The organism is Acinetobacter sp. 22512, assembly GCF_052044755.1.
Lineage (GTDB): Bacteria > Pseudomonadota > Gammaproteobacteria > Pseudomonadales > Moraxellaceae > Acinetobacter > Acinetobacter pittii.
The window spans coordinates 178,980-204,588 of sequence record NZ_JBQENP010000005.1 but is presented as its reverse complement, the minus strand read 5'-3'; the positions used below and the strand labels follow the sequence as shown (position 1 = coordinate 204,588).

At 38.1% G+C, this 25,609-nt stretch carries 25 protein-coding genes and 1 tRNA gene; 11 read left to right on the top strand and 15 right to left on the bottom strand.

All coding sequences use genetic code 11. The features are described from left to right. Positions 1-102 precede the first annotated feature (102 nt). The 3 genes from ACTJJG_RS07920 to ACTJJG_RS07910 all read left to right on the top strand — a co-directional run bounded on the left by ACTJJG_RS07920 (position 103) and on the right by ACTJJG_RS07910 (position 3,327). Positions 103-987, top strand: a complete 885-nt coding sequence (locus tag ACTJJG_RS07920) for a LysR family transcriptional regulator (protein WP_032056642.1) — start codon at positions 103-105, stop codon at positions 985-987. 303 nt (positions 988-1,290) lie between these two features. Next, the gene (locus tag ACTJJG_RS07915; RefSeq protein ID WP_032056643.1) at positions 1,291-2,478 is read left to right on the top strand and encodes an ammonium transporter; all 1,188 of its coding nucleotides are present in this window, start codon (positions 1,291-1,293) and stop codon (positions 2,476-2,478) included. 138 nt (positions 2,479-2,616) lie between these two features. After that, positions 2,617-3,327 (top strand): phosphatase PAP2 family protein, encoded by a 711-nt coding sequence (locus ACTJJG_RS07910; RefSeq protein WP_080776804.1) that lies wholly within the window; start codon positions 2,617-2,619, stop codon positions 3,325-3,327. Position 3,328: 1 nt separating this feature from the next. On the opposite strand, the gene ACTJJG_RS07905 is transcribed toward ACTJJG_RS07910, so the two are convergent. The 6 genes from ACTJJG_RS07905 to ACTJJG_RS07880 form a co-directional block, all read right to left on the bottom strand. Further along, complete coding sequence (locus ACTJJG_RS07905; protein ID WP_002116013.1) at positions 3,329-4,663, bottom strand: two-component system sensor histidine kinase PmrB; 1,335 nt, start codon at positions 4,661-4,663, stop codon at positions 3,329-3,331. A gap of 23 nt (positions 4,664-4,686) precedes the next feature. Next, positions 4,687-5,361: a DNA-binding response regulator PmrA gene (locus ACTJJG_RS07900; protein ID WP_002116411.1), complete on the bottom strand. Its 675-nt coding sequence runs from the start codon at positions 5,359-5,361 to the stop codon at positions 4,687-4,689. Between the two features lie 14 nt (positions 5,362-5,375). Beyond that, positions 5,376-7,025 carry a phosphoethanolamine transferase gene (locus ACTJJG_RS07895; protein ID WP_057077440.1) on the bottom strand — a complete coding sequence of 550 codons (1,650 nt, stop codon included), beginning with the start codon at positions 7,023-7,025 and terminating at the stop codon, positions 5,376-5,378. A gap of 178 nt (positions 7,026-7,203) precedes the next feature. Beyond that, a complete protein-coding gene (locus ACTJJG_RS07890; protein ID WP_002116353.1) occupies positions 7,204-8,496 on the bottom strand; it encodes a DcaP family trimeric outer membrane transporter in 1,293 nt (430 codons plus the stop codon). Positions 8,497-8,768: 272 nt separating this feature from the next. Next, positions 8,769-8,960, bottom strand: a complete 192-nt coding sequence (locus ACTJJG_RS07885; protein WP_014207513.1) for a hypothetical protein — start codon at positions 8,958-8,960, stop codon at positions 8,769-8,771. A 73-nt stretch (positions 8,961-9,033) separates the two neighbouring features. After that, positions 9,034-10,293 carry an MFS transporter gene (locus ACTJJG_RS07880; protein ID WP_069119189.1) on the bottom strand — a complete coding sequence of 420 codons (1,260 nt, stop codon included), beginning with the start codon at positions 10,291-10,293 and terminating at the stop codon, positions 9,034-9,036. A 128-nt stretch (positions 10,294-10,421) separates the two neighbouring features. Here ACTJJG_RS07880 and ACTJJG_RS07875 point away from each other — a divergent pair, with 128 nt between their 5' ends. From ACTJJG_RS07875 to ACTJJG_RS07860, 4 genes are all read left to right on the top strand, one after another. Continuing rightward, the gene (locus ACTJJG_RS07875) at positions 10,422-11,048 is read left to right on the top strand and encodes a lysophospholipid acyltransferase family protein (RefSeq protein ID WP_032056647.1); all 627 of its coding nucleotides are present in this window, start codon (positions 10,422-10,424) and stop codon (positions 11,046-11,048) included. 66 nt (positions 11,049-11,114) lie between these two features. Further along, positions 11,115-12,032: a patatin-like phospholipase family protein gene (locus ACTJJG_RS07870; protein WP_014207516.1), complete on the top strand. Its 918-nt coding sequence runs from the start codon at positions 11,115-11,117 to the stop codon at positions 12,030-12,032. 105 nt (positions 12,033-12,137) lie between these two features. Continuing rightward, a complete protein-coding gene (locus tag ACTJJG_RS07865) occupies positions 12,138-12,599 on the top strand; it encodes an NfeD family protein (RefSeq protein ID WP_016143172.1) in 462 nt (153 codons plus the stop codon). 28 nt (positions 12,600-12,627) lie between these two features. Next, on the top strand, positions 12,628-13,482 hold the full coding sequence (locus tag ACTJJG_RS07860) for an SPFH domain-containing protein (RefSeq protein ID WP_002116544.1): 855 nt from the start codon (positions 12,628-12,630) through the stop codon (positions 13,480-13,482). A gap of 70 nt (positions 13,483-13,552) precedes the next feature. On the opposite strand, the gene ACTJJG_RS07855 is transcribed toward ACTJJG_RS07860, so the two are convergent. From ACTJJG_RS07855 to prpF, 3 genes are all read right to left on the bottom strand, one after another. Continuing rightward, positions 13,553-13,921: an MmcQ/YjbR family DNA-binding protein gene (locus ACTJJG_RS07855; protein ID WP_032056649.1), complete on the bottom strand. Its 369-nt coding sequence runs from the start codon at positions 13,919-13,921 to the stop codon at positions 13,553-13,555. Positions 13,922-13,978: 57 nt separating this feature from the next. After that, entirely contained in the window at positions 13,979-14,890 is a 912-nt protein-coding gene (locus ACTJJG_RS07850; protein WP_014207519.1) for a polyprenyl synthetase family protein, read from the bottom strand. A gap of 164 nt (positions 14,891-15,054) precedes the next feature. Next, positions 15,055-16,242 (bottom strand): 2-methylaconitate cis-trans isomerase PrpF, encoded by a 1,188-nt coding sequence (gene prpF / locus ACTJJG_RS07845; RefSeq protein WP_069119190.1) that lies wholly within the window; start codon positions 16,240-16,242, stop codon positions 15,055-15,057. Positions 16,243-16,621: 379 nt separating this feature from the next. Here prpF and ACTJJG_RS07840 point away from each other — a divergent pair, with 379 nt between their 5' ends. Continuing rightward, positions 16,622-18,001 (top strand): amino acid permease, encoded by a 1,380-nt coding sequence (locus ACTJJG_RS07840; protein WP_081318445.1) that lies wholly within the window; start codon positions 16,622-16,624, stop codon positions 17,999-18,001. Between the two features lie 79 nt (positions 18,002-18,080). On the opposite strand, the gene nudC is transcribed toward ACTJJG_RS07840, so the two are convergent. After that, positions 18,081-18,860: an NAD(+) diphosphatase gene (gene nudC, locus ACTJJG_RS07835; RefSeq protein WP_032056651.1), complete on the bottom strand. Its 780-nt coding sequence runs from the start codon at positions 18,858-18,860 to the stop codon at positions 18,081-18,083. Between the two features lie 287 nt (positions 18,861-19,147). On the opposite strand from nudC, the gene ACTJJG_RS07830 reads away from it, so the two are divergent. Together ACTJJG_RS07830 and ACTJJG_RS07825 are read left to right on the top strand one after the other, a co-directional pair. Continuing rightward, positions 19,148-20,671, top strand: a complete 1,524-nt coding sequence (locus ACTJJG_RS07830) for a cryptochrome/photolyase family protein (protein ID WP_017386292.1) — start codon at positions 19,148-19,150, stop codon at positions 20,669-20,671. After that, positions 20,634-20,816 (top strand): DUF2256 domain-containing protein, encoded by a 183-nt coding sequence (locus tag ACTJJG_RS07825; protein ID WP_425394744.1) that lies wholly within the window; start codon positions 20,634-20,636, stop codon positions 20,814-20,816. Before ACTJJG_RS07830 ends, ACTJJG_RS07825 begins: the two co-directional genes overlap by 38 nt. A gap of 85 nt (positions 20,817-20,901) precedes the next feature. Here the strand turns inward: ACTJJG_RS07825 and ACTJJG_RS07820 are convergent, their stop codons facing one another. Continuing rightward, positions 20,902-21,156, bottom strand: a complete 255-nt coding sequence (locus tag ACTJJG_RS07820) for a TIGR03643 family protein (RefSeq protein WP_017386291.1) — start codon at positions 21,154-21,156, stop codon at positions 20,902-20,904. A 308-nt stretch (positions 21,157-21,464) separates the two neighbouring features. On the opposite strand from ACTJJG_RS07820, the gene ACTJJG_RS07815 reads away from it, so the two are divergent. Next, positions 21,465-21,537 (top strand) — tRNA-Arg (locus ACTJJG_RS07815). A gap of 13 nt (positions 21,538-21,550) precedes the next feature. On the opposite strand, the gene hchA is transcribed toward ACTJJG_RS07815, so the two are convergent. From hchA to ACTJJG_RS07795, 4 genes are all read right to left on the bottom strand, one after another. Further along, complete coding sequence (gene hchA / locus ACTJJG_RS07810) at positions 21,551-22,426, bottom strand: glyoxalase III HchA (protein WP_005064435.1); 876 nt, start codon at positions 22,424-22,426, stop codon at positions 21,551-21,553. A 205-nt stretch (positions 22,427-22,631) separates the two neighbouring features. Next, complete coding sequence (locus tag ACTJJG_RS07805; protein WP_081038271.1) at positions 22,632-23,642, bottom strand: NAD(P)H-quinone oxidoreductase; 1,011 nt, start codon at positions 23,640-23,642, stop codon at positions 22,632-22,634. A 32-nt stretch (positions 23,643-23,674) separates the two neighbouring features. After that, positions 23,675-24,571 (bottom strand): AraC family transcriptional regulator, encoded by an 897-nt coding sequence (locus tag ACTJJG_RS07800; protein WP_032056654.1) that lies wholly within the window; start codon positions 24,569-24,571, stop codon positions 23,675-23,677. A 158-nt stretch (positions 24,572-24,729) separates the two neighbouring features. Beyond that, positions 24,730-25,548: an undecaprenyl-diphosphate phosphatase gene (locus ACTJJG_RS07795; RefSeq protein WP_002116515.1), complete on the bottom strand. Its 819-nt coding sequence runs from the start codon at positions 25,546-25,548 to the stop codon at positions 24,730-24,732. Positions 25,549-25,609 lie beyond the last annotated feature (61 nt).

Sequence of the window (25,609 nt, the reverse complement as noted above, 5' to 3'; positions counted from 1 at the left end):
TTTGTTGGAACTTGCTGGTTTGGCAACTAGCATGGCTTACTCATATATTAAAGATAATGAAAACTCATGATAAAATGAGTTTTTACTCATAACAAATACGACATGACATTTACCCAGCTTGAAATTTTTGCACTCATTGCTGAACTAAAAAGCTTTACTGCTACAGCAGAAAAGTTGGGCATTTCACAGTCGGCAGTTTCCCATGCACTTAAATCATTAGAACAACAATGGGGCATTAACCTAATTTCAAGAACCCAAAGTGATATTGAACTCACCACGACAGGTCAGCAGCTTCTTACTCATGTAAAAGAGTTATTGAGTATTTCCGATACATTAGAAAAAGAAGTGGCGGCCATCCACGGTTTAAATGAAGGAACATTACGTATAGGGTCTTTTGGAGCTTCATCATCCATTTATCTATTACCTGAAATTTTAGAAAGCTTTCGGCAACGCTACCCTAAAATCGAAATTTATATCGATGAAGGTGAAGATAAAGAAGTTGCTCAGTGGTTATTGGAACGGCGCATAGAGGTTGGTTTTTTGATTATGCCAGATGAGCGTTTTGATACATTTCCATTAATTGAAGATCGTTTTGTTGCCTTAATTCCGAGTGGTTACCCGCTCGCGCAGCAGCTCTATATTGATCCAGCACAGCTAGAAAATTGCCCTTTTATTATGACGATGGCTGGCAGTCGACATCAGGTCGAATTAATTTTAAAAAACTTTAATGTGAAACCAGACATCAAATTTTATGTGTCACAAATTCTAAGTATCGTTAGCATGGTTCACAATCAATTAGGGATTTCGATTGTCTCTGATATGGTACTCACTAAAGAGTTACTCTCACTTTATCCCAACGTGGTTAAACGTCCTTTTAAACCAAACCTTAAACGTTCTATTGGTCTCGCAGTCAAAAATAAAAAGCACATGAGTCCCGCTGCGAAAGCTTTTATTGAAGTCGCGCAATCGGTTTGGTCTGATCATTAATTGAATATAGATAATTTTTAAAAAATTTAATAACGATCTCTTTCAGGACAATTTATAAGCGTATTAGATGACTTATAACGTAAAAAGCGCCAAAACTGCCCCTCTTTAACCAAATCAACGCACCATTTATCGCCAAAAAACCCTTATTTAATCCAAATTGGTGCGCTTATTGCATATTCACTTTTATGCAATTGAGTTTGTTTCGACAAGCTTAGGTTTTTAGATTCCTTAAATCTATTTTGGTGCAATTTACAGACCCAGATTTGTTCCAAAATGGAATTTAGCACTTTTTTCGAGCATGCTATGCAAAATGTAGATCTATTTTTCTTATTACTTGGTGCAGTTTTGGTTCTTGCCATGCACGCAGGTTTTGCATTCTTGGAACTTGGTACGGTTCGCCATAAAAATCAGGTGAACGCACTTAGTAAAATTCTGACTGACTTTGCCCTTTCTGCAATCGCATATTTCTTTGTTGGCTACTACATCTCTTATGGCCAGCACTTCTTCCATGATGGTACGGTTTTATCAAGTGATCATGGCTATAACCTTATGCGTTGCTTCTTTTTACTCACTTTTGCTGCGGCAATTCCTGCCATTATTTCTGGTGGTATTGCTGAACGTGCAAAAATGCGTTCACAAGCAATTGCCACACTCGCTTTAGTTGCGTTGGTATATCCATTTTTCGAAGGTATGGTCTGGAATGGCAACTACGGTCTGCAAAAGTGGTTAGAAACAACCTTTGGCGCAACGTTTCACGACTTTGCGGGTTCAGTCGTAGTTCATGCCATGGGCGGTTGGATTGCACTTGCTGCTGTGATTTTATTGGGTGCACGTTCTGGCCGTTATAAGAAAGATGGTCGTGTAAGTGCTCATCCCCCTTCTTCTATTCCATTTTTAGCGCTTGGCTCATGGATTTTAATTGTTGGCTGGTTTGGCTTTAATGTGATGAGTGCGCAGCGTGTTGATGCTATTTCTGGGTTAGTTGCTATTAACTCGCTCATGGCAATGGTTGGCGGTACAATTACAGCCAATGCGATTGGGAAAAATGACCCAGGCTTCTTACACAACGGTCCTCTTGCTGGTTTAGTGGCAATCTGTGCAGGCTCTGACATTGTCCATCCAATCAGTGCACTTGTGATTGGTGGTGCAGCTGGGGCTATGTTTGTGTATCTATTCACCTATACTCAAAACAAACTTAAAGTTGACGATGTGTTAGGTGTCTGGCCTTTACACGGCGTATGCGGAGCATTTGGTGGTATTGCAGTAGGCCTATTTGGTCAACAATGGCTTGGTGGTTTAGGCGGCGTATCGTTTGCCTCACAACTCATCGGAACAGCGCTCGCGATCGCTATTGCACTTGCTGGCGGCTTTATTGTTTATGGCATTCTTAAAGCGACCATTGGCATTCGCTTATCTCAAGAAGACGAGTTTCGTGGTGCAGATTTGTCTATTCATAAAATTTCGGCGAACTCTGAAGAGGGTATGTTTTAATACTTTCTAAAGTGCTCAAGGCGACGATACTTCTCGTCGCTTTTTTATTTTTTAAAGAAGATTGAACTCTTTCTTCAGTATAGTTTAAGAGCAATTTAAGTTTTATTTTATGTAATGCCTTTACTCACAATCTAATTGATGTTGCATGGTATGAATCAACAAAAACAATTTTTCCAAATTAATATCATCTTTCTTTTTCTCAGTTTTTTGCTGCTTTTAATCGTTTTTCCAGTGGGTGGGAAAATTGATATGTACCTCATCCAACCTTGGATTGATTCAACAGGTCATTTTTTCAATCGAGACAATTGGTATCTGGAAAGACTTAATCATGAGATTGTAAAGCAGATCATTACTGGCATTTATGTCATTTTTTTCGGTCTATGGCTTGCGTCATTTAAAGTTGAGAAATTAAAGCTTTATCGCTGGCAATATGGTTATATGTTTTTCGTGAGCATGGTTGGCAGCGCACTGGTTGGTCTCTTAAAATCACAATCTGCTCATGCCTGCCCTTGGAATATGATTCATCCTAACAGCTTAGGTGGCTATATTTGGGACTTTACTGCGAAACATGGGCATTGCTTTCCGGGTGGACATGCAAGCGCTGGCTTTATTTTAATGACAGGTTATTTTGTTTATCGTCTTGAACAACCCAAACGTGCCTATTTTTATCTCATTTCAGGCATTTTATTAGGCTTTATGATGGGATGTGCACAAATGATGCGTGGAGCACATTTCCTAAGTCATAATTTATGGACAGGTTGGGTCATTTGGGCGGTAAATATCTTATTTTATGCCGTTTGTATTCACCGCTTTGAGTTTGAAAAACGAGTCAAACAAGAACTTGTCTAACTCAAGTTCTTGTTTCGTGAACATGTAAAATCTTTGGAAGTTTAACCAAAACCGAAAGTCCACCAAGCTCTAAACTTCTGTCTAGTGTCAAAGTCCCACCTAAACGTTGAGTTGCTCGGTCAACAATGGATAGACCTAAACCACTCCCCACTTCAAGATGATGATGTACACGATAAAAACGCTTTAGAACTTTATCATAATGTTCTGGGTCGATCCCCGCGCCGCTATCTTCAATTTGTATACACGCATCGCCATCTGTAGCAGTGAAAACAGAAATATTAATCATCCCCTCATGAGGGGTATATTTGATGGCATTATCAATTAAGTTAAAAATAATTGAATGAACAGTTGGCTCAACACTATGCATTTCAATTGGCTCGTTACGAACAAAGCCCAAGTCGATTTCTTTTTGCATAGCCAGATTAACAAGCTGTTCAACACAATTTAAAGCGACATCATTAAGCTGAAAAGCTCTCGTCGGTTCAATCACACTTAAAGATACATCCTGCTTAGCCAGCGCTAAAAGCTGTGTCACCAAGTGCTGAATACGCGCTAATCCTTTACTCAAATTTTGCAGCGATTCCTGCTCAGGAAATTGACTAATTAAAATTTTAGTTTGTAAATTTAAAGCAGTCACAGGGGTTCGAAGTTCATGGGCTGCATCTGCAATGAACTGTTTCTGCTCGTTTTGTGCCTTAGAAATGCGCTCGAAAAGTCGATTCATTTCATCAATTGTGGGTAACAATTCTTGAGGATAATCTACAACTTCAATAGGCGTCAGCTCTTCTGAGTCACGATGGGTCAGTTCATTTTTAAAGTCATCAATCGGCTTTAGCCCACGACGAATAATTGCAGCTAAAGCAAAAATCGCAAATGGTAAGATAATCAAATATGGAATGAACATGCTACCTGCAAGTTCCCAAGCAAAAGCCTCACGAACCTTTTCTTGCTGGCTAATCTGAATCTGGTAATCCTTTAACGGTAAAACATAGGTACGGATTAAGCCGTTACTGGTTTTATGTGAGTAAAAGCCAGCTTGTGCAACAGGTGGAACCAATAAATGGAGATGGTGTGATAAATGGGCTTGATCTTTATAAGCCCAAATATCTACAAATAGATCTTCTTCATGATAAGTTTTATGAAAATCAAACTCACTGCTTACCGTTTTCAATGGATATTCAGCTGTTCGTTCAGCTAAATAACGCATTTGCGTATCTAAAATTTCATCAACTTCTTGCAGTGCAACTTTATACGCACTAAAAATTAATATACAACCTAAGATGACACTGAAAATTGAGGTGCCCCAAATCAGTCGTTTTTTTAATGAATAATGCACTGTTATGAAGTTCCAAAATTAAGTTACGATTGCCCTAAACGGTAACCCAATCCTCGAATCGTTCGGATAAAGTCTTTCCCGAGTTTAGCTCTCAGGTGATGTACATATACTTCAATCGTATTACTGGTCACATCACTATCGAAATCATATAACTTATCTTCAAGATTTGCTTTAGAAAAGATTTTATTTGGGTGACTCATTAAAGGAATCAGAATTGCCCATTCACGATTAGACAAATCAATACGCTGTCCTTTAAACGTTGCAATATGTTGCTCAACATTTAAAACCAGATCACCACTTTGTAATAGTTGCTCATGATTCGCAAGCTGAGCCTCTACGCCACTACGGCGTAATAGCGCATGAATACGGGCAAGTAACTCATCAAACTCGTATGGTTTGATCAAGTAATCATCTGCACCATGATTTAAGCCATCAACACGGTTTTGTAACTGATCTCGCGCTGAAATAATTAAGACGGGAGTTGCTGCTCTTTGGCGAATTTGCTTTAAGACCTGCATGCCATCCATCATAGGTAGCCCTAAGTCCAAAAGAATTAAATCGAATTTATTTTTAGCCAACTGAGCCAGACCGTCTAAGCCATTATTGACCCACTCCACTTCAAATTGATGATATTGCAGCAACGTTATTGTTGACTCTGCAATCATAAAATCATCTTCAATCATCAAGATTTTTGTCATGTTCTAGGCTCGCTCTAATTCACATGGGCACAAGAGTGCAGCATATCCAGTTGAGGGTTGATGACCTGAGTTTTTACACCTAACAAACTCAGTAAGCTTGGGAATAAATTATCCTGACTTAACTTTTCTTTAGTTTGTTGGCCTAAACAACTCACTTGTGCAAGGTTGTGTTGTTTCCAGCTATCAGAAAACCACATTATCATTGGTACATGCGTTTGTTGGGTCGGTGCAATTGCATATGGTGAACCATGTAAATATAAACCATGTTCACCCGTCGATTCACCATGATCAGATAAATACCATAAACCTGTTTGATATTTCGATAATTCTTTTAGGTTATTAATGATCTGACTTAACACATGGTCTGTATATACAATAGTGTCATCATAACTATTTAATAACTCTGTTTGAGAACAGCCCTGTATCGCATTAGTATCACAAGTCGGTTTAAACGGTTGATATTGGGCAGGTGCACGCTTGTAATAGGCTGGACCATGACTTCCGACTTGGTGTAAAACAATGAGTCGCGGACGAGTGTCTTCTTTAGGAATAGTCGCTAAATACTCATTTAAGCTATCAATTAAAATATCATCATAGCATTCGCCATCTTTACACCATTTTTGCTTTAACTTTTCTGGTATTTTGTACTGTTCAACACGATCACAAGTACCCTTACAGCCAGAGTTATTATCAATCCAAGTTACTTGGTAACCCGCACGTTTAGCAATGTCCAATAGACCTTCACGATGGCTTGCTAGTTGTTCATCATAGTCAACGCGAGGCATTCCAGAGAACATACATGGAACCGACACAGCAGTTGCTGTACCACATGAGCTGACTTGGGAAAAATTCAAAATATCTTGTTTAGAAAGTTCCGGATTCGTATTTTTCGAATAACCATTTAATGCAAAACTTTCTGCACGGGCAGTCTCACCAACAACGAGTACCATTAATTTAGGCAAGTTGCTTTGTACTTGCTGAACTTGATGAGCATCTTCTCCATAATGTATAAGTGGCAAGTTCTTCTTAGGCGCCATTTTATGGTAATAAGACATTAAGGAAGAAATGCTATTTTGTGGTGAGATCATACCTTTCAAATCACGATGCTCACGAAAAATAGATGCAAAATCAACATAATAAACAAATAGTAAAATACCCACGATTGCACATGAGGCTACAATCGAACCAAGCTTTTTCATTAATAAGTAAGATACTTTTTCTTGTTTAAGCTTTACCTGAGTAATTAGAATAATAGGCAAAACAACAAAGAAAACTGTCCAAAGCCCGAAACGTAATGAAATTAAATCAGAAACTTCAGAGACATCAGTTTGTATCATATTTTGAATCTGATCAGGTGAGATAATTACACCTAAGGTATTGACGAAATAAGAGCTAAAACCACCAATCACGATGAGTAAAATTGCAAAAATTTTAGCGGTCCATTTCCAGTTTAAAATCTGTAAAAGCGCATAATAAGCAGCAACCACAATAACTACTGTAGCAGCTAAAAATAGAATAGCCTTTATTCCAAAATATGGAGTTAAAAGGTGCACTTGGTGATAAAAACCAATATTTAGAATTGCCCCTAACCAAATGGCTATAATCAAATTAAACATAAACAGCGAAATCTGCTTATGTTTTAAAGTAGAAAAAAAATTCAGCATCTTGGGTGACTACAATCTTTTTATGATGCTCTAATGTAGAAATTGAAACTTAAAAATGACTTAAATAAAAAATGATCTAATTCAGAAGCTTTAAAGCATGCTAATTCTTTTAATTTATATAAAAAAAGACGAGGTTAGATTTAACCTCGTCTTTTGAGCTTTTAACTAAATATTGTTTTTAGAAACTGTATTTAGCCATTAAACCAACACGGTTGTCTTTGTAATCATCACCAGCAAAGGTTTCGCGTTTACCATTAACATATTCAATACCTAAGTCAATTGGTTTAACTGGTGTATAAATGACGTTGAGCCATGCTTGCTGAACTTTTTCATTACCCGCAGTATATGCTTTAGCATAGTCTGTGCCATCATCAGCGAATTGAGCACCGTATGCTAAAGTAGCACGTAGGTTAGGTAAAATCTTATAAGTTCCACCCACTTGTACAGCTACAAATTCATTTTGCTCAATATTATCATTAACTAAAGTATAAGCAGAATTACTACCATATAAGTAGTTACTGTTACCTACAACATAAGAAGCATCAGCAAAGAGTTTTAAAGGATCTGCTACTTTAAAGTCAGTACCTGCAGCAACGCCCCACCCAGTCTGGTCATCGCCCTTTCCTGATTTGTAGTTTTCAACAAAAGCTCGAGCAGAAGCATTACCATTACCACCAGCATAACCTTGAGTAATTTTAGCTGTTAATACAGGTAATCTATATTTAACTGAGTCACCTGTTGCTGAACTATTACCTTCCTCAGCTGAAACAAATAATTGAGTCGCAGGAGCTAATTTATAGTTATAACGTACTTGTGGAATACGCGTTGTACCACCACCAATGTTCGTCGAAAAGTCGATCATTTCTGGTGCGTGGCTCGCCAAGAAGTTAGATGTAGTTTGACCAAACAACCAGTTGTTATAAGTTAAGTAAGCATGACGAATACGTACATTTTCAGATTTGTTATTGTCACCACTTGCAAAGTCCAACTCAATTTTACCACCAACTTTGGCATTGCTTACAGGAGCAGTAAAATCTAAACCTAGACGAGTCGTTTTAGCAGTAGCACGCAATTTATCTTTTGCTTCACCATTAGACTTACTTACATCAGCGAAGTCACCATCCGCACCTTCGATAATATAGTTAGCATCGCCACGAACAAAACCATATAGATTCACATCAGCACCAGTTTTAGATTTTAATGATGCTAATGGAGAAGCTGGTGCAGCAGCTTGAGGTTGTGCCTTAACTTCAGCTAACTGTACTTGCTGTTGTTGCTGTACTTGCTGTTGTTGTTGCTGAACTTGACGTTGTTCTTGAATTAAAGCTTTTAACGCTTCAACTTCTTTACGAAGCTGTTGAATTTCCGCTTTGTCGGAAGTCGCAGCATGTGCCCCACTCATCATTAAAGCTGTAACTGTAAGAGCTAAACTTTTAATAACGAAAGATTTACGATTAAGGAATAGATCCATCAAAAACTCCTAAAAATATATTTTATGTTGCCTATCCATGCCAAGTTGATTTACGCCATTAAACTAGGGGCTAAAAAATCAACTCTCCTCCACATTGGTTACATTAATTTTATTACCGCAACCAAAACCAATTTCAACGTTGTGCAAGACTAAAACCGATAAACAAAGACATAAAAAACATACTTTGATTTACAGATTTTTACCTTAACTTCATGTTGTAACGAATCCTACACAACTCTCTTATCTTATAGAATGATTAAATCGTTATTTCATTATTCTTTTTTAGACTTTAGGCTAATAACCAATCTAATTGAACATTTTTCTGCCCATTTTGATTGATTCACATGATTTTTCTTGTTATCCAAATCCATTTTTTCTCCATTTAGCTTCCATTTGCTACCCACACAAGATGGCACAATTAATTGAGCATTTAAATAGCTAAAAATATACATTTTTAAAAACATAGACAAAGGTAGTAGATAAAGCTTAGATCACTGCTTGAGCAATATTAAAGTTCTTTATTTCATTTAGTTAACATTATTTTTCCTGTAGTTTCTCATGTTTCCAGAGGAAAATAGGCAGTAAACTGATCACTGCAATAATGACAATAGCTATCAAATAATGGAAATAACCGAGTAAATCTCCAATCACACCGCTAAAACTATAAAGAAGACCGCTAACAGTCGCCATAACTGAAACCTGAAAGGTAAAATCTGTCCCCGCATATTCTTTTCGACTGTAATGCATGACTAGAGTCAACATAGCTACCAATAGCATTGCCGAGAATGCATCTTCTAAAGCATTGACTGTATATATAACCCAGACATTCAACTGAATTTTTTGTTCATAGGCATAGGCTAAATAAGCATAGGCTCCTACACTCATAATTTTAAAAATTGAAAAGCCAATTAATGCTGCTGGTCTTGAAAAGTATTTAAGCACGCCTCCTGCTATTGCCGCCCCAGCGAGTGCTGCTAATGCACCGAGCATCGTGATGTAAACACCAATTTGAGTAAAACTTAACCCCATATCAACCATTAAAGGTTTAAGTAATGGTCCAGCTAAGCCGTCTGCTACTTTAAAAGTGATCAGTACCACCAACCAAGAACGGAGTTCTTTATTTTGAGAGAAATATCTTAGGTAAGCTTTAATTTTTAGGACTAAATTTTGCTGATTAAGTTTGAGTTCGCGACTCGCATGAGAAGTATGTTGAGGCTCTTTAAATAACCAAATAGGTAAAGTATTTAAAAATACTATGGTTGCTAATAGCAAAAAAGTGGGTTGCCATGTTAACCAGTCTAAGCACCAAAGTACGGCACCTCCCCCAACAATAAAACCTAAGCGTGAACCAATGACCTGAAATGTATTGCCCCAATGCTGCTGATCATGTTTTAACAAGTTGACTGCTAAAGCATCGGTAGCAATGTCTTGTGTTGCTCCAGTTAAGTTCATAAAAAGTAGTGAAATAAAAAAGGCTAATAAATAAATAGGTTGATCTAAAGCTTGAACGGGGAAAAAAGATAAAATACACAGTACAGCTACCGTCAAAAACTGAGTAGGTAGAATCCAACTACGATAATGTCCTAAACGGGAAAGTGCGTGTCGGTCGACCCATGGCGCCCAAAAAATCTTGATTGACCACGGCAACATTAATAAGCCAAAGCCACCAATGTGGGCGAGTGAAACTCCTTCTGCCCTTAAAATCACAGGTAAAGCATGAGTCATAAACCCAACAGGCAGTCCTTGTGCCCAATATAAAGAAAATAGCAGAAGATAAAGATTTTGCTGCCGCAACATAGAAACCTACTTTTTATTTGTTTAATGAGGAATAACATCAAATGTCATGTTGTTCTTACATTTTGCCAATGAAGCATATATTTCAAAAGATTAAGATAAAACTAGGACAAGTTAAAATTTAAAAAAATATGGATCAACATTTCCCTAATTTACCTGATTTAGTACCTCAACGCGGTACTGCTTTAAGCCGAGCGCTATTTAAAAAACTTTTTTTAGCGCAAGGTTGGACAATTGAAGGTGAAGTTCCTAATTTGCCAAAAGCAGTGGCGATTATTTCCCCCCATACTTCCAATATTGATGGATGGTATGGCTTTCTTGCAATTTTTGGATTAGGTATTCAAATTACGGTCCTAGGTAAAGATGCCCTTTTTAAACCACCGTTTAAACGAGCTTTAGATTGGGCTGGGGTCATTCCAGTTAAACGTGACACAGCCAATGGACTTACTGAGCAAGTCGTTGCAACCATTCAAAAATATGACAAGATCTGGATTGGAATGGCGCCCGAAGGCACACGTAAAAAAGCAAAAAAAATGAAAAGTGGTTTTTACCATATCGCAGCAAAAGCCAATATTCCCATTGTGATGTTTTCTTTTGATTATGATCACAAGACGATTCACTGCTTAGGTCACCTAAACCCAAGTGGCAACTACGACGAAGATCTCGCCAAGATTTTTGAGCGTTATGAAGGAAAAATATCACCTAAAAATCGTAATTGGCTTGCTGAACCTTTACAAAATCTAGTGAAAAAAACCTAGCAAAAATTGAGCAAATCTGGTCTCATGAGCCCTCTTAATTTATCTCGACGTAGATTATTTTTAAAGATGAAAATTGCTCAATTTGCCAGTATTGGATTTATCTCTCTAGCACTATTTGGCTGTGATAAATTTAGCAAAACACCAACACCGACAACCTCAATGAAAGCCCGTGAACCTGTGATTGCACTTGCTTTAGGTGGCGGTGGAGCAAAAGGATTTTCACATATTGGTGTAATTAAGGTTTTAGAGTCTCACGGAATTAAACCTAAAATTGTCACGGGTACCAGTGCCGGTAGCTTTGTTGGAAGTATCTACGCAAGTGGACAAACGCCTTATCAATTGCAAAGTCTGGCTCTAAAGTTACAAGAGTCAGATATCCGCGATTTAACACTTAATCGTCAGGGTATTATTCTTGGACAAAAGTTACAGGACTACGTTAACCGTAATGTAGGCAATAAACCGATTGAGAAGTTTCCAATCCGTTTTGCTGCCGTGGCAACACGCCTTGATAATGGTCAAAAAGCTGACTTCATTAAAGGTAATGCAGGCCAAGCAGTACGTGCATCTTGTAGTATTCCAAATGTGTTTGTACCAGCGACAATTGGCAAGCAGAAATATGTCGATGGTGGATTGGTTAGCCCAATTCCTGTTAAAACAGCTCGTGACATGGGTGCAGATATTGTGATTGCTGTTGATATTTCCGCGCGTCCAGCAGGAAATCGCCCAGCCAATATGTGGGGACTACTGGATCAAACCATTAATATCATGGGTCAACAAAGTATTAATGAAGAGCTCAAGCAGGCCAATGTTGTCATTCAACCTAAAGTTGGTCATCTAGGTACTCTTGATCTCAAATCAAGTAATCAAGCAATTTTGGAAGGCGAAAAAGCAGCTCAAGCGCAAATACGCCAAGTTGAAACTGCAATTGCAAACTTCAAAAAATCTCCAGCTGCGTTTAAGCCTGCACCACGCCCTAAATTCTAATTGAGGTGGTTTTTTTCTATCCACACTCCCTATCATCTGCTACAGTGGTAAAAGTGATATTGAGTCACTTTTACCCATCATAAAGATATATAAAAGAGCAGATCTATGGAGTTTGTTATACAACCTTGGCACTGGTTTGTATTGGGTATCTTACTTATTCTTTCTGAACTGATTCTACCCGCCTTTGCCGCGCTTTGGTTTGGTATTGCCGCCATTATGGTGTGCTTTCTCTACTGGTTATTTCCAGATATTAGCCTCACAACGCAAATTGTATTGTGGATAGTTCTGTCAGTGCTATGCACCATTCTTTGGTTCAAATTTATTAAACCATTATCAATTGATAAAACTAAAGCGGGATTACCCCGTGAAGCGACTATTGGTCAAATTGGTATGGTGATTCAAACTGGTCTTGACCATGACCAAATTATCGTTCGTTTTCCAATGCCCATTTTAGGGGCGGATGAGTGGAACTGCCGAAGCACCACACCAGTCAAAGTCGGTGATCGTGTGAGAGTTATTGATATTTCGGGTAATGACTTAATTGTCCAGTCCCATGGTACTTCATAAACATTAAAGATAAAGAGAGGGTATTTTCATGCCAGTCGGTACTATTATTGTTTTAGCCTTTTTGGCTTTTGTGGCTGTCACCATTTTTAAAGGGGTTCGTATTGTTCCTCAGGGTTATAAGTGGATTGTTCAACGTTTAGGGAAATATCATTCTACCCTTAATCCCGGGCTTAATTTCGTGATTCCCTATGTTGATGAAGTGGCTTATAAAGTTACCACTAAAGATATTGTGTTAGATATCCCATCTCAAGAAGTGATTACGCGTGACAATGCTGTATTACTCATGAATGCTGTGGCATATATTAATTTAACCACACCAGAAAAAGCGGTTTATGGTATTGAAAACTATACATGGGCTATTCAAAACCTTGTACAAACTTCGTTACGTTCTATTGTCGGTGAAATGGATCTAGATGATGCTTTGTCTTCACGAGATCATATTAAAGCGAAGCTCAAAGCTGCGATTTCCGATGATATTTCAGATTGGGGGATCACTTTAAAAACTGTTGAAATTCAAGACATTCAACCCTCTTCTACCATGCAAGCTGCCATGGAAGCTCAAGCTGCGGCAGAACGTCAACGCCGTGCTACAGTAACGAGAGCTGATGGTGAAAAACAAGCTGCAATTTTAGAAGCTGATGGTCGCTTAGAAGCATCTCGCCGTGATGCAGAAGCACAAGTTGTTTTGGCTGAAGCTTCACAAAAAGCCATTGAGATGGTGACAAGTGCAGTGGGTGATAAAGAAACGCCAGTTGCCTACCTATTAGGTGAACAGTATGTCAAAGCGATGCAAGATATGGCGAAATCAAGCAATGCTAAAACTGTGGTTTTACCAGCCGATGTTTTAAATACAATTCGCGGAATTATGGGAAAACATAATTAATTTAGTTACTTTGAATACGTAATTGAAGTCAAAACGGCGACCACTATGTCGCCGTTTTTTATCTTTTATATTATTGGTTTTTTAATCTTTTCTGATCTTTCAAAGGGAGTTTTTTTACAACCAAATCATAAGAGTCGCGAATTAAATCTTGAAGTAAATCGGTTGTTAAGTTCTTATGCGGTGTAATCGAAATCCAGTGCTTTTTATTCATGTGATAGCCCGGAATAATAAATGAATAGAGCTCCTGATATTCCTGACTTTTATAGGGATCACATTTGACATTAACTATTTTGACATCAGCTACTTCTGCGGTCAGCATGAATATTTTTTCTAAAATTTTAAAAACTTCATATTCGGGCCCAAATGGATGATCCTGTTGGCTAAAAGGAAGATTGCGAGCGATTTCAATTGCTTTTTGATGGAGTTGTTCACCATTCATTCTTTTCTCCCTTATTCATTGAATATGAATAGAAGCACGAATATTGATTTAATATTATTAATTGGTACGTGCTAAAAGAAATTGTGAGATATCTACTAATTCTTTTGCATCGTCACCAAAATGAGCTAAGGCTTCAAAAGCTTGATCATGCAATTCTTTAGCATACGACTTTGCTTGTTCGAGCCCCATTAAGGCTGGGTACGTCGATTTTTGTACTTGTTCATCCTTACCTGCAGTTTTACCCAAGGTTTCAGTACTCGAAGTAATATCAAGAATATCGTCTAATACTTGAAAAGCCAAACCTATCGTTTGCCCATATTGACGCAACTTTGGAATTGCTTGATCTGTTCCAGAGAAGATAGTCACTGCACCCATCATAATGGCCGCCTGAATGAGCGCACCGGTTTTATTGCGATGAATATTTTCAAGTTCGTCTTGAGTAATTTGCTTGCCTTCAGCTTGCAAATCTAAAACCTGTCCAGAGACCATTTTGGAGCTAGCAGTTGCTAAAATCTGCATTTGTTTTAATACAATCGCGGCATCGGTACCCTGGCCTTGTTCATCGAACAAACGGCTCCCTAAAACCTCAAAAGCCATTGATTGTAAAATGTCGCCTGCAAGCAAAGCAGTATCTTCACCAAACGCAACATGGCAAGTCGGCTGACCACGACGCAGTAAATCATTATCCATGCAAGGCAAATCATCGTGTGCTAGTGAGTAACAATGAATAAGTTCAACTGCAACCGCAGCACGGCGAGCCGCAGCAAAATTCGGATTTGGCTGTAAAGAAGCCGTGGCATAACATAAAGCTGGACGCACACGTTTTCCACCAAGCATGACTGCATGGTGTACTGCACTTTTTAAAGGTTCTGGAATTGAAAATGCGGCCAGTGTCGTCAATAAATCTTGTTGAATACGTTGTTGAGCTTGTTTTAAAACATCCGCATTAACTTGAGAGAGTGATGACACAGTCGCCTCGATAAAATCAGTAGAGAAATTTTATTGAATGTCATGAAGCATTCATGCGCTACATCATACACGATTCACTATGAAAAGTGCGTGATGAGTTTTCGAAGGCCCATGTAAAAAAGCCTCTACAAAATGGAGAGGCTTTTTTCATTTTTAAGTGACTTTTAGAAACTGTCACCTGGAACGCGTACCCAACCTTCCATTAACACACGCGCACTACGGCTCATAATTGCCTTTTTAACAACCCACTGGCCATTTGTAAGTTCAGCTTGAGCACCAACACGTAATGTCCCAGATGGATGACCAAAGCGTACTGCTTCACGTTCACCACCGCCAGCTGCTAAATTTACCAATGTGCCGGGAATAGCAGCTGCCGTACCAATCGCTACCGCTGCTGTTCCCATCATGGCATGGTGAAGTTTACCCATCGACAAAGCACGAACCAGTAAATCGACATCACTTTCTGAAACTGACTTACCACTTGAAGCGATATAGTTTTTAGGTTTAGAAACAAAAGCAATTTTTGGTGTGTGCTGACGCGCAGCCGCTTCTGAAATATCTTTAATTAAACCCATCTGTACTGCGCCATAGGCACGAATTTTTTCAAAACGTGCTAGTGCTGCTGCATCACTATTAATATGATCTTGTAATTCTGTACCTTGGTAACCCAAATCTTCTGCATTTAAGAAAATAGTTGGAATACCTGCATTAATGAATGTCGCTTGGAAACGGCCAATATCAGGAACATCTAATTCATCAACGATATTTCCTGTCGGGAACATATCGCCGCCGTCTTCACCGTCATCGGCTGGGTCTAAAAACTCAATTTGAACCTCAGCGGCAGGAAACGTCACCCCATCAAGTTCAAAGTCGCCAGTTTCTTGAACTTGTCCATTGGTAATAGGCACATGCGCAATAATCGTTTTTTGAATATTTTTTTGCCAGATTCGAACCATGCATAGGCCATTTTCTGGAATACGATCTGCACCAACCAAACCATTTGAAATCGCAAAAGAACCAACAGCAGCAGTCAAATTACCGCAGTTACCACTCCAATCTACAAAAGCTTGATCAATTGAAACCTGACCAAATAAATAATCGACATCATGATCTGGCTGAGAACTTTTAGCGAGAATAACAGTTTTGCTGGTACTCGAAGTGGCTCCTCCCATCCCATCAATTTGTTTTCCATAAGGATCTGGACTACCAATGACTCGTAGTAACAGCTGATCTCTTGCTTGACCCGCAACTTGAGCTCTTTCCGGCAAATCATCAAGTTTAAAAAAGACACCTTTACTCGTTCCACCACGTATATAAGTTGCTGGAATTTTAATTTGCGGTACTGAGCTCATATCAACTGTTATCCTTACTAATTATGTTCTTCTATATCAAAACAAGCATTCTTGTTTACCCTTCTCTTCATCTTAAATTGTTTTAAGGCCAAGAGATAGCGATCTGCTTTATACATCAATCGTATTGACGCGAGCATATTTTGTGAATTTAACAATGCTCTTGCAATGACTTAATCTAAGCAAAATCTAAGAAAAAAAGTCTATCTGAAATTATATTTTTTAGAGTACTTTTCACTCGAAATAGAAATATTAAAAGCAAGATTATGATTTTAAATAGTTTTTACAATTACTTTTCAGTCACTGCTTATTAATTTGTAGTCTAGGCTAAAATAACTCCATCTATTAGAATAATTTACTTATTCATAGTGAGTGAAGACCTTTGACCAACGAATCTTCTACACTTCAACGAGGACTAAAAAATCGACATATCCAATTAATTGCTATGGGTGGAGCAATTGGTACCGGATTATTTTTAGGCTCGGCGCAAGTGATTCAATCTGCGGGACCATCCATTATTTTAGGATATGCCATTGGTGGCTTAATTGCTTTTTTAATTATGCGCCACCTGGGAGAAATGATTGTTGAAGAACCTGTTGCAGGATCGTTCAGCCATTTTGCGTATAAATACTGGGGGAAATTTCCCGGATTTTTAACCGGATGGAATTATTGGATACTCTACGTTCTGGTTGCGATGAGCGAACTCACCGCAGTGGCCAAATATATTAATTATTGGTGGCCTCATATTCCAGCGTGGACGTCTGTCTTATTTTTCTTTGTCGTGATTACGGCAATTAACCTAACAAACGTCAAATTTTATGGTGAGTCCGAATTCTGGCTCGCTATTATTAAAGTTGCTGCGGTCATCTCTATGATTGTTTTTGGACTCTATTTGCTATTTACAGCAGATGTAGGCTCAAATATTTCATTTAGTAACCTTTGGTCTCATGGTGGATTTTTTCCAAATGGCTTTAGCGGCCTCTTCTATATGTTGGCTTTCTTGATGTTCGCCTTTGGTGGTATTGAACTGATTGGTATGGCCGCAGCAGAAGCAAAAGATCCGAAAAAAACGATTCCAAAAGCAATTAACCAAGTCGTTTTCCGTATCTTGATTTTCTATATCGGTTCATTGGCAATTTTACTTTCATTAGTGCCATGGAACCAATTAGATCTTGGCGGTCTCGACAAAAGTCCATTTGTTATGATTTTTAGCCAAATGGGTATTGGTTGGGCTGCACACTTACTTAACTTTATTATTTTAACTGCTGCTCTATCTGTTTATAACAGTGGGATGTTTGCAAATAGCCGTATGCTCTACAGTCTTGCTCAACAAGGGAATGCACCAAAAGTTTTTGCAAAAACCAATAAACAGGGGGTTCCTATTCCCGCTGTTTTACTTTCTGCTTTATTAATCTTTGGTTGCGTTCTTTTAAATTACTTTGTACCTGAAGATGCTCTTGGACATCTCATGTATGTTGTAGTTGGTGCACTTGTTCTAAACTGGGCAATGATATCAATTACACATTTGAAGTATAAACGCTTTGTTAAGCACGCGAATATTAAGACTTCTTTTCCAGCGTTATGGTCACCTTTTAGTAATTACTTAGTTTTAGTCTTTATTGCTGTGGTTCTCTATATTATGTGGACTCAAGGCTTCAAAGAGTCAGTAATGATGATCCCTATTTGGATTACGGCAATGCTCGTACTTTTTGACTATTTAAATCCTAAAAAACTAGATTCCATTGAGAATCCTGAAGAATAAATAAATCTAAAAAGCCATTGTCTAGACAATGGCTTTTTTATTTAAAACTATAAGATTAAAGCCATATCTGAATCTCAGTTTAAAGCCACTGCTTCGTATCATCAGCGACAGGTGTGCCATGAATAACGTGCATAATCATTGCATGAGCAATACTGCCCTTAAATGGAATTTCAGGTAATTGATTAAATTTGAAAAACTGAGCATCGCTAAGTTCTTTCTCCTGAATTTCAATTTCGTCCGCTTCATATTCAGCTTTAAAAGCCAACATTAAGTTACTCGGAAATGGCCATGGTTGACTCGCCAAATACTGAATATTCTTAATGTGTAATCCAACTTCTTCTAATGTTTCACGTCGAACAGCATCTTCTAGTGTTTCCCCTACCTCGACAAAGCCAGCAATTAAACTGTACATCTGGCTCGTATTTCTAGCATTTTTAGCCAGCAAAATCTCGTCTTCACCACGCGTAATAATGGTAATTACACAAGGATTGACCCTAGGATATTGATTAAAATTACATGCTAGACAAGTCATTGAATATTCAGTCTTATGCTGCTGGGTTTTATGTCCGCAACGACTACAAAACTGATGATTACGGCGCCACTCTAGCAACTGAAAAGCGCGACTTGCCTGCTCAAACTGAGATTTAGTCCAATACTGTAAGAGTTGGCGAATGGGTATGAACTGATATCCATTTGGTATAAGTTCGCTTTCTTGGAAATCTCTTGCTATTACTAGAGGGTCTGCTTGTATAGGTAAATCATATTCCTGCTGTTCAAGGCAAGGTAGATTAAAATTCGCATCAACCAAAAGTTGTTGCTGCTGAAAAATATAAGCAATAGGAAGGTTGTTGGTATCCATTTATATACTCGAGTGAAGAACCTTTCGATGGCCTCTATGGCTCCTTCAAAAGGATCAAGCTTAAACATATTTTTTAAAAATCTTACGCATACTGGCAAACATCTTCAATTCATTTAATTTGTATCTTTTTGATTAAAATCACATTTTATTCACGCGCGCTATGCTTTTAAGTTATATCTATGACTTTATAGCTAACTGACCAGTGATGAACTTAGAAGCTCTGCTTCACATAAAATTGATCTCTGAAAACTTAAACTAGTTTTAGTTCCATCTCATGAAGCAAAAATATGCGATTTGGTTTAATTCTGGGTGATCAATTAAATCACCAACTCGCAACGCTCAAGTATTTAAACCGTAATGAAGACGTTATTTTGATGGCTGAAGTGCTTGAGGAAACGTCTTATGTTGCTCATCATCCACAAAAAATAGCACTGATTTTTAGTGCAATGCGTCACTTTGCAAAAGAATTAAAAGCACAGGGCTGGAAAATCCGTTATCACACATTTAAGCGCGAAAGTCATATAAAAAAGTTAGTCGACTTTATTGCTTTGCAGCAGCAACACTTCTCGGCGAATACTCTCGTCATTACCCAATGTGGTGAGTATCGCTTACAACATGAAATCGAAACTTCATGGGCTAACAAGCTAAAACTACCTGTTATTTGTTTAGAAGATGATCGATTCTTTTGTACCGTAGAACAATTCAAGCAATGGGCAAACAAATATAAAACACTAAGAATGGAATACTTTTACCGAGAAATGCGCAAGCAAACTCATTATTTAATGCATGACCAACAACCCGTTGGCGGGCAATGGAACTTTGATCAAGCCAATCGAAAAGCTTGGTCAGGCAATCCACCTTTGCCACCAAAATTAACCTTTGAGCATGATCAAATTGATATAGATGTTATTCAACTGGTCAAGAAAGAATTTTCTCAACATATCGGCAATATCAACTCCTTTCAATGGGCAACAACCCGTCAAAATGCCCTACTTGCTCTAGATCATTTTATTTCTAACAACCTACCCCACTTTGGCGATTATCAAGATGCCATGGTTTATGGTTCAGATTTTATGTTTCATAGTCTGCTCTCGCCTTATTTAAATTGTGGATTGTTATTGCCAAAAGAAGTGTGTGACGCTGCCCAAACAGCTTATTACAACGGACAGGTTCCCTTAAATGCAGTAGAAGGATTTATTCGGCAGATATTAGGGTGGCGGGAATATGTGCGTGGAATCTATTGGTTGTGTATGCCTGACTATAGCGATCAAAATACCCTTCAAGCCAGCACGCCGCTGCCACAATATTACTGGACGGGTAATACAAAAATGGCATGTATGGCCGAGTGTTTCAGAAATACCTTTGCACATGGATATGCTCACCATATTCAGCGTTTAATGATTACAGGCAACTTTGCGCTTTTAGCAGGTGTAAACCCATCAGAAATTTGCGAATGGTATTTAGCTGTCTATGTAGATGCTTATGAATGGGTTGAGTTACCGAATACATTAGGTATGGCAATGTATGCAGATGGCGGCACCATGGCAAGTAAACCCTATGCTGCATCAGGTAATTACATACATAAAATGTCAAATTATTGTCAGCAGTGTACATATAACGTCAAAACCAAAACTGAACCAGACAGTTGTCCATTTAACAGTTTGTATTGGTATTTTATGAGCCAGCATGAGGCCATATTTCGTCAGAATCCCAGAATGTCGATGATTTATAAAAACCTTGATCGTATGAAAGATAAAGCTTCTGTCATGAAGCATGCAAAGTTACTTATTCATCAACTTGATGAGCTTTAATATCATGAAAAAACAGCATCTACCCCAGAAAATATGTGTCTATTGCCAACGCCCTTTTGACTGGCGAAAAAAATGGGAACGTTGCTGGGAAGAAGTAAAATATTGCTCTGAAAGATGTAAAAGACAAGCCCGTTCAAATAAGTAAATATTTCACCAGATTATTTTAACTGATTCAACACGACTCTTCATTGTTGAATCAGATGTATTTCAATTGGTTATATATGATGATGTTAAGCATATTTATACTGACGAGAGCAGTAAGCTCGTTCAACGGCTGGTGAACGTAATTGTTGATGTTTAGTTTTACGCCCTGCCATACGTTTACGCCAAAGTTTAAAACTATTGGTTTTCAGGTTATATCTCATTAAACGAATCACTTCGCTTTCACTTAAGCCATATTCTCGCTCAATTGCTTCAAATGGGGTTCGATCTTCCCATGCCATTTCAATAATTCTAGATAAGTCCTGTTCATCAATTTTTTTCATGCTATGCCCTTTTGAATTATAGGTAGCTAAATCTGATTTTTAACAAACAACCTTTCGGGAACAGTTTCATTTACTCAATTGCTTGTCTTAAACCTTTTCGTGTTTTGCTTCAGATCATAGAAAGATCAACATGAAGTTTTTGTGATTTTTTAGCTTTATAAACTGTTTTTCTACAGATATAAGTGTTTGAAACCGTTGAATGGTTCAACTTTATCTTTATTGGCCACTCTGGCAAAATTTTTAATAACTAAAACGTAAAAAAGCCATTGCCTTCGCAATAGCTTTTTTGTTTATAATCATAAAATTATGCGCCCTTAGCTTAACTGGATAGAGCAGTTGCCTCCTAAGCGACCGACGTGGGTTCGAGTCCCGCAGGGCGTACATATTTCATCACTTAATCCTTCACTTCAGCCAACAATGTTTCAGCTGCAAGTTTCCCTAAATTATTAGAAGCAAGCGGACTATCACCAGTTAGCAATTTACGGTCTCTATGACATTGACCTGTAATGCCCTTATTTAAAATTTCTACACCGAGTTTTTCAAGATTTTCACCCACTAACCAAGGTAAAGCTCCAGGCATATAACCAATATCAATATTTGCTCCTTTATCTAATGAATCAGGGAATACACAAATTTGATAGCCTTTAAAAATATAGTTTTCTGGCTGTTCATTAACTGCCGCAGCCAGTAATGAGGCTGGACCATGGCATAACGTAATAATAAATTTATCTTGTTCAACCGCCCATTTAAGAACTTTCTTTACCTCAAGACTATGTGGAATTTTAGCTAATACGCCATGCCCACCCGGAATAAATACAGCCGCATAGGGTGAGTTTTCACCAACTGCATTTTCTAAAATGTCAGCTAGTTTTAGCGGATTTTTTAATTTATCTGCATATTTCTGAAAGGTATCTAACACCACTTGTTCTTGCTTTGGCATTGCCCACATTTCAAGTTTGGCTGGATTTCCTGAAAGTGTCGCAATATCAATTTCGAAGCCTGCATTATCTAAATGAAACATCGGTAAAAGCATTTCTACAGGATGGTTACCTGTTGAAAAGAACTTACCGTTTTGCATCTGGATGTAACGTTCATCAGTTGCAATCATTAAGACCTTTTTATTGCCTGTATACGGCGTTGAATAAGTCGTACCATCGTAATCGGTTTTAGGAGCAGTATATTGACTCAGTGAATAAGGTGATGGGAAAAAGGCATTATCTTCAGCCAAATCTGGAGTAGGATTTTTATCATCAATATTTGCAGTATTCATTGTTACTATCCTTTTTCATCAGTATGGAAAGAAATAAGGTAAAAACCAATTGTTATTTCTTACTCAATTTATAGGTGAAGTTATAGAAGTGGTGCAATCTGCCAATAGAATTTGGCAATTTTTATAGAGAAATAGGCAGAATCTAGAATTATAAAATTCAGTTTAGGCGAACCTGTCGTTCGCCCAAACTTCAATGATTACAGCGTTACGCATTCATTTCTAAAACGATCTTTCCAATATGATCACCTTGTTCCATACATGCGTGAGCACTTTGTACATCTGAAAAAGCATACGATTTATAGATTTGCGGTAAACATTTACCTTGAGCCAATAATGGCCACACATGCTCACTCAAAGATTGGGCAATTTGTGCTTTTTCTTGGCTATTACGTGCTCGCATCGTTGAACCCGTAATTGTGGCACGTTTTAAAATCAGTTTTTGTAAATCAAATTCTTTTGCGATTCGTCCCCCCATAAAACCAATAATGACCAATCGGCCATCACGTTTTAATAGATTTAGGTTTTTCGTGAAATAAGAACCACCTACAATATCTAAAATGACATCAACACCTTGATCTTGAGTGTGCTTCAAAACTTCCTGCTCAAAATCTTGGGTTTTATAGTTAATTGCTGTGGTGAAACTAGAGAGTGCTTTAATTTTATCTTCACTACCAACCGTAGCAAAAGTTTTAATCCCTAAAGCTTGGCAAATCGCTAAAGCTGTGGTTCCAATACCACTTGCCCCACCGTGAATCAATGCAGTTTCATGTTTCTTTAAACGGCCAATATCAAATAGGTTTGCCCAAACCGTAAAAAATGTTTCCGGAATCGCAGCAGCTTGTGTAAAAGATAAATTTTCAGGAATTGGTAATACTTGAGTTGCTGTTACCGCACAGTACTCAGCATAACCACCGCCATTTGTTAGGGCGCAAACTTTATCTCCAACCTTGAATTGATCGACTTGTTCACCTACAGCAACCACGACACCAGCGACTTCAAGTCCGGGTATTTGAGTAACACCTTTAGGCATTGGATATAAACCCATACGCTGCAATACATCAGGGCGATTAATTCCAGCAGCCTTTACCTCAATTAAGACTTCATCTGCTTGAGGTGCTGGAATATTTGCATCTTGAACTTTTAGAACCTCAGGTCCACCAGGAGCCGTAATTTCAATAATTTTCATGGTTGTTGGAAGGGTCATATAATGCTCCATGTTTGATTTATATTTCAAAATACTAATCTACGTTAAATAATTGAAGACTTGGGTGGAACTCCAAACAGTCGCTTAAATTCTCGGCTAAATTGAGAAGCACTAACATATCCAACTTCATAGGCGGCTTCTGCGACTCCCATTTTATTGTTCGTGATTAACTCGCGTGCCTTATGTAACCGAGTAATTTTGATGTACTGTAAGGGCGAATAATTCGTCACCTTTTTAAAAGTTTGATGAAAAAGCGATATGCTCATGCCCGCTTGTTTCGCCAACTCTTGAACCGTTAAGTTATGATAATAATCACGTTGAATAATTTCACAAATGGTGTAAATCACGCCATTTCGACTTGCCATAGCCGATAAGCTCTCGACTAGATTGCCGCCTGAAGCCTGCACCACACGATAAACCAATTCTCTTTTAACTTGCTCACCCAATATAAAAGTATCTTGTTTAGAACGAAGTAAATTGAGCAATCTGAGAGCAACATCTGAAATGGTGGCATTCATGTCAATCACTCTAAGCCCACAGCTTAATTTTAAATCTTTTGAATGAGCATCTTCAGTAACCACTTGTTGCTGTTTATCCATTTTAGTAATGAGATCAGCTATCATTTGTGGTTCAAACTTTATTGCGATTGCCAACATGGGTTCATTATTTTCAACTACAGTATCGCAATCAAACGGTATTGCAATTGAGATAAATAAGCACTGTCCTTGTTGAAACTGAAAGATTTCTTTACCAATATATCCGCGCTTTAACCCCTGTATCACTAAAACAATTGAGGGTTCTTGCAGCACGGCAATAGGTGGTGTGGAATGATCTACACGCATTAAAGTGATATTAGAAATAAAAGTAGGATAGAGGCCTTCTGCTGGAGCCAAGTGCAAAAATGCATCGACCAAATGTTCTGTAAGATGATTTTGCGGCATAGTTTTATTGTGAGAGATAATCTAATAGTCAATATAACAATGAACCCAAAATGAAAACATCTGTCTTACGTTTACTTTGTATAAATAGGCAATCCAAATCAATTTTTAGGCATAAAAAAACCTAGAGCATTCTAGGTTTTTTCACTTTATCAGGCTATTTAAGCCGATAAATTAAAGAACATTGCTGCAATCAAAATAATTACACCGAGGACAATTCGGTACCAAGCAAATACACGTAAAGTGTGACGTTCTACAAACAGTACCAATGCTTTTACAACAAACAGCGCGGCAATAAAAGCAGCAACGAATCCCACCCCAATATTAACCATATTGTCTGAGGTCAATACGTCAGCATTTTTAATCAAGTCAAAAGTCGCAGCCCCCAGCATGGTCGGCATAGCAAGGAAGAAAGAAAACTCTGTAGCAGCTTTGCGTGATAAACCTGCAAACATTCCGCCTACAATTGTTGCGCCTGAACGCGAAGTTCCCGGAATCATCGCCACACACTGAGCAAGACCTACTAAAAGTGCTTGTTTAAAAGTAATTTTAGTTGCATCAAGTGTCTTATGTTCAAACTGTCTAGATTCAACCCAGAAAATGATCAGGGCGCCGACAATTAAGGCAATCGCAACCACAATTGGGCTAAATAGAACACTTTTAATAAAGTCGACAGCTAGAACACCAATAATGACTGCTGGAAAGAATGCAATAAGCACACTAATCGCAAAATGACGTGACTCCACATCACCGCTAAAGAATCCCTTAATCAAGTTAATAATTTTTTGTCGGTATAACCAGCACACTGCCAAAATAGCACCTAACTGGATTACGACCTCAAATACACGACCGCCGTCTGAGTGGAAATCGATAATATGACCAAATAAAATTAAATGGCCTGTACTCGAGATAGGTAAAAATTCAGTTAAGCCTTCGACAAAGCCTAAAAACAGTGCTTTTATAACTTCAAAATTTTCCATAACTTGCTCAAAGAAAGTTAATCATTAGAACGACCTAAAATTTGTTTTATCGAAATTGGTA

Coding starts and splice junctions, on each gene's coding strand:
- prpF (WP_069119190.1), bottom strand. CDS start 16,242: ATGAGCTCAGTACCGCAAATTAAAATTCCAGCAACTTATATACGTGGT.
- nudC (WP_032056651.1), bottom strand. CDS start 18,860: ATGGATACCAACAACCTTCCTATTGCTTATATTTTTCAGCAGCAACAA.
- ACTJJG_RS07865 (WP_016143172.1), top strand. CDS start 12,138: ATGGAGTTTGTTATACAACCTTGGCACTGGTTTGTATTGGGTATCTTA.
- ACTJJG_RS07805 (WP_081038271.1), bottom strand. CDS start 23,642: ATGGAGCATTATATGACCCTTCCAACAACCATGAAAATTATTGAAATT.
- ACTJJG_RS07860 (WP_002116544.1), top strand. CDS start 12,628: ATGCCAGTCGGTACTATTATTGTTTTAGCCTTTTTGGCTTTTGTGGCT.
- ACTJJG_RS07920 (WP_032056642.1), top strand. CDS start 103: ATGACATTTACCCAGCTTGAAATTTTTGCACTCATTGCTGAACTAAAA.
- ACTJJG_RS07825 (WP_425394744.1), top strand. CDS start 20,634: ATGCAAAGTTACTTATTCATCAACTTGATGAGCTTTAATATCATGAAA.
- ACTJJG_RS07830 (WP_017386292.1), top strand. CDS start 19,148: ATGCGATTTGGTTTAATTCTGGGTGATCAATTAAATCACCAACTCGCA.
- ACTJJG_RS07895 (WP_057077440.1), bottom strand. CDS start 7,025: ATGCTGAATTTTTTTTCTACTTTAAAACATAAGCAGATTTCGCTGTTT.
- ACTJJG_RS07910 (WP_080776804.1), top strand. CDS start 2,617: ATGTTGCATGGTATGAATCAACAAAAACAATTTTTCCAAATTAATATC.
- ACTJJG_RS07800 (WP_032056654.1), bottom strand. CDS start 24,571: ATGCCGCAAAATCATCTTACAGAACATTTGGTCGATGCATTTTTGCAC.
- ACTJJG_RS07885 (WP_014207513.1), bottom strand. CDS start 8,960: ATGTTTTTAAAAATGTATATTTTTAGCTATTTAAATGCTCAATTAATT.
- ACTJJG_RS07915 (WP_032056643.1), top strand. CDS start 1,291: ATGCAAAATGTAGATCTATTTTTCTTATTACTTGGTGCAGTTTTGGTT.
- ACTJJG_RS07820 (WP_017386291.1), bottom strand. CDS start 21,156: ATGAAAAAAATTGATGAACAGGACTTATCTAGAATTATTGAAATGGCA.
- ACTJJG_RS07795 (WP_002116515.1), bottom strand. CDS start 25,548: ATGGAAAATTTTGAAGTTATAAAAGCACTGTTTTTAGGCTTTGTCGAA.
- ACTJJG_RS07855 (WP_032056649.1), bottom strand. CDS start 13,921: ATGAATGGTGAACAACTCCATCAAAAAGCAATTGAAATCGCTCGCAAT.
- ACTJJG_RS07890 (WP_002116353.1), bottom strand. CDS start 8,496: ATGGATCTATTCCTTAATCGTAAATCTTTCGTTATTAAAAGTTTAGCT.
- hchA (WP_005064435.1), bottom strand. CDS start 22,426: ATGAATACTGCAAATATTGATGATAAAAATCCTACTCCAGATTTGGCT.
- ACTJJG_RS07875 (WP_032056647.1), top strand. CDS start 10,422: ATGGATCAACATTTCCCTAATTTACCTGATTTAGTACCTCAACGCGGT.
- ACTJJG_RS07870 (WP_014207516.1), top strand. CDS start 11,115: ATGAAAATTGCTCAATTTGCCAGTATTGGATTTATCTCTCTAGCACTA.
- ACTJJG_RS07880 (WP_069119189.1), bottom strand. CDS start 10,293: ATGTTGCGGCAGCAAAATCTTTATCTTCTGCTATTTTCTTTATATTGG.
- ACTJJG_RS07900 (WP_002116411.1), bottom strand. CDS start 5,361: ATGACAAAAATCTTGATGATTGAAGATGATTTTATGATTGCAGAGTCA.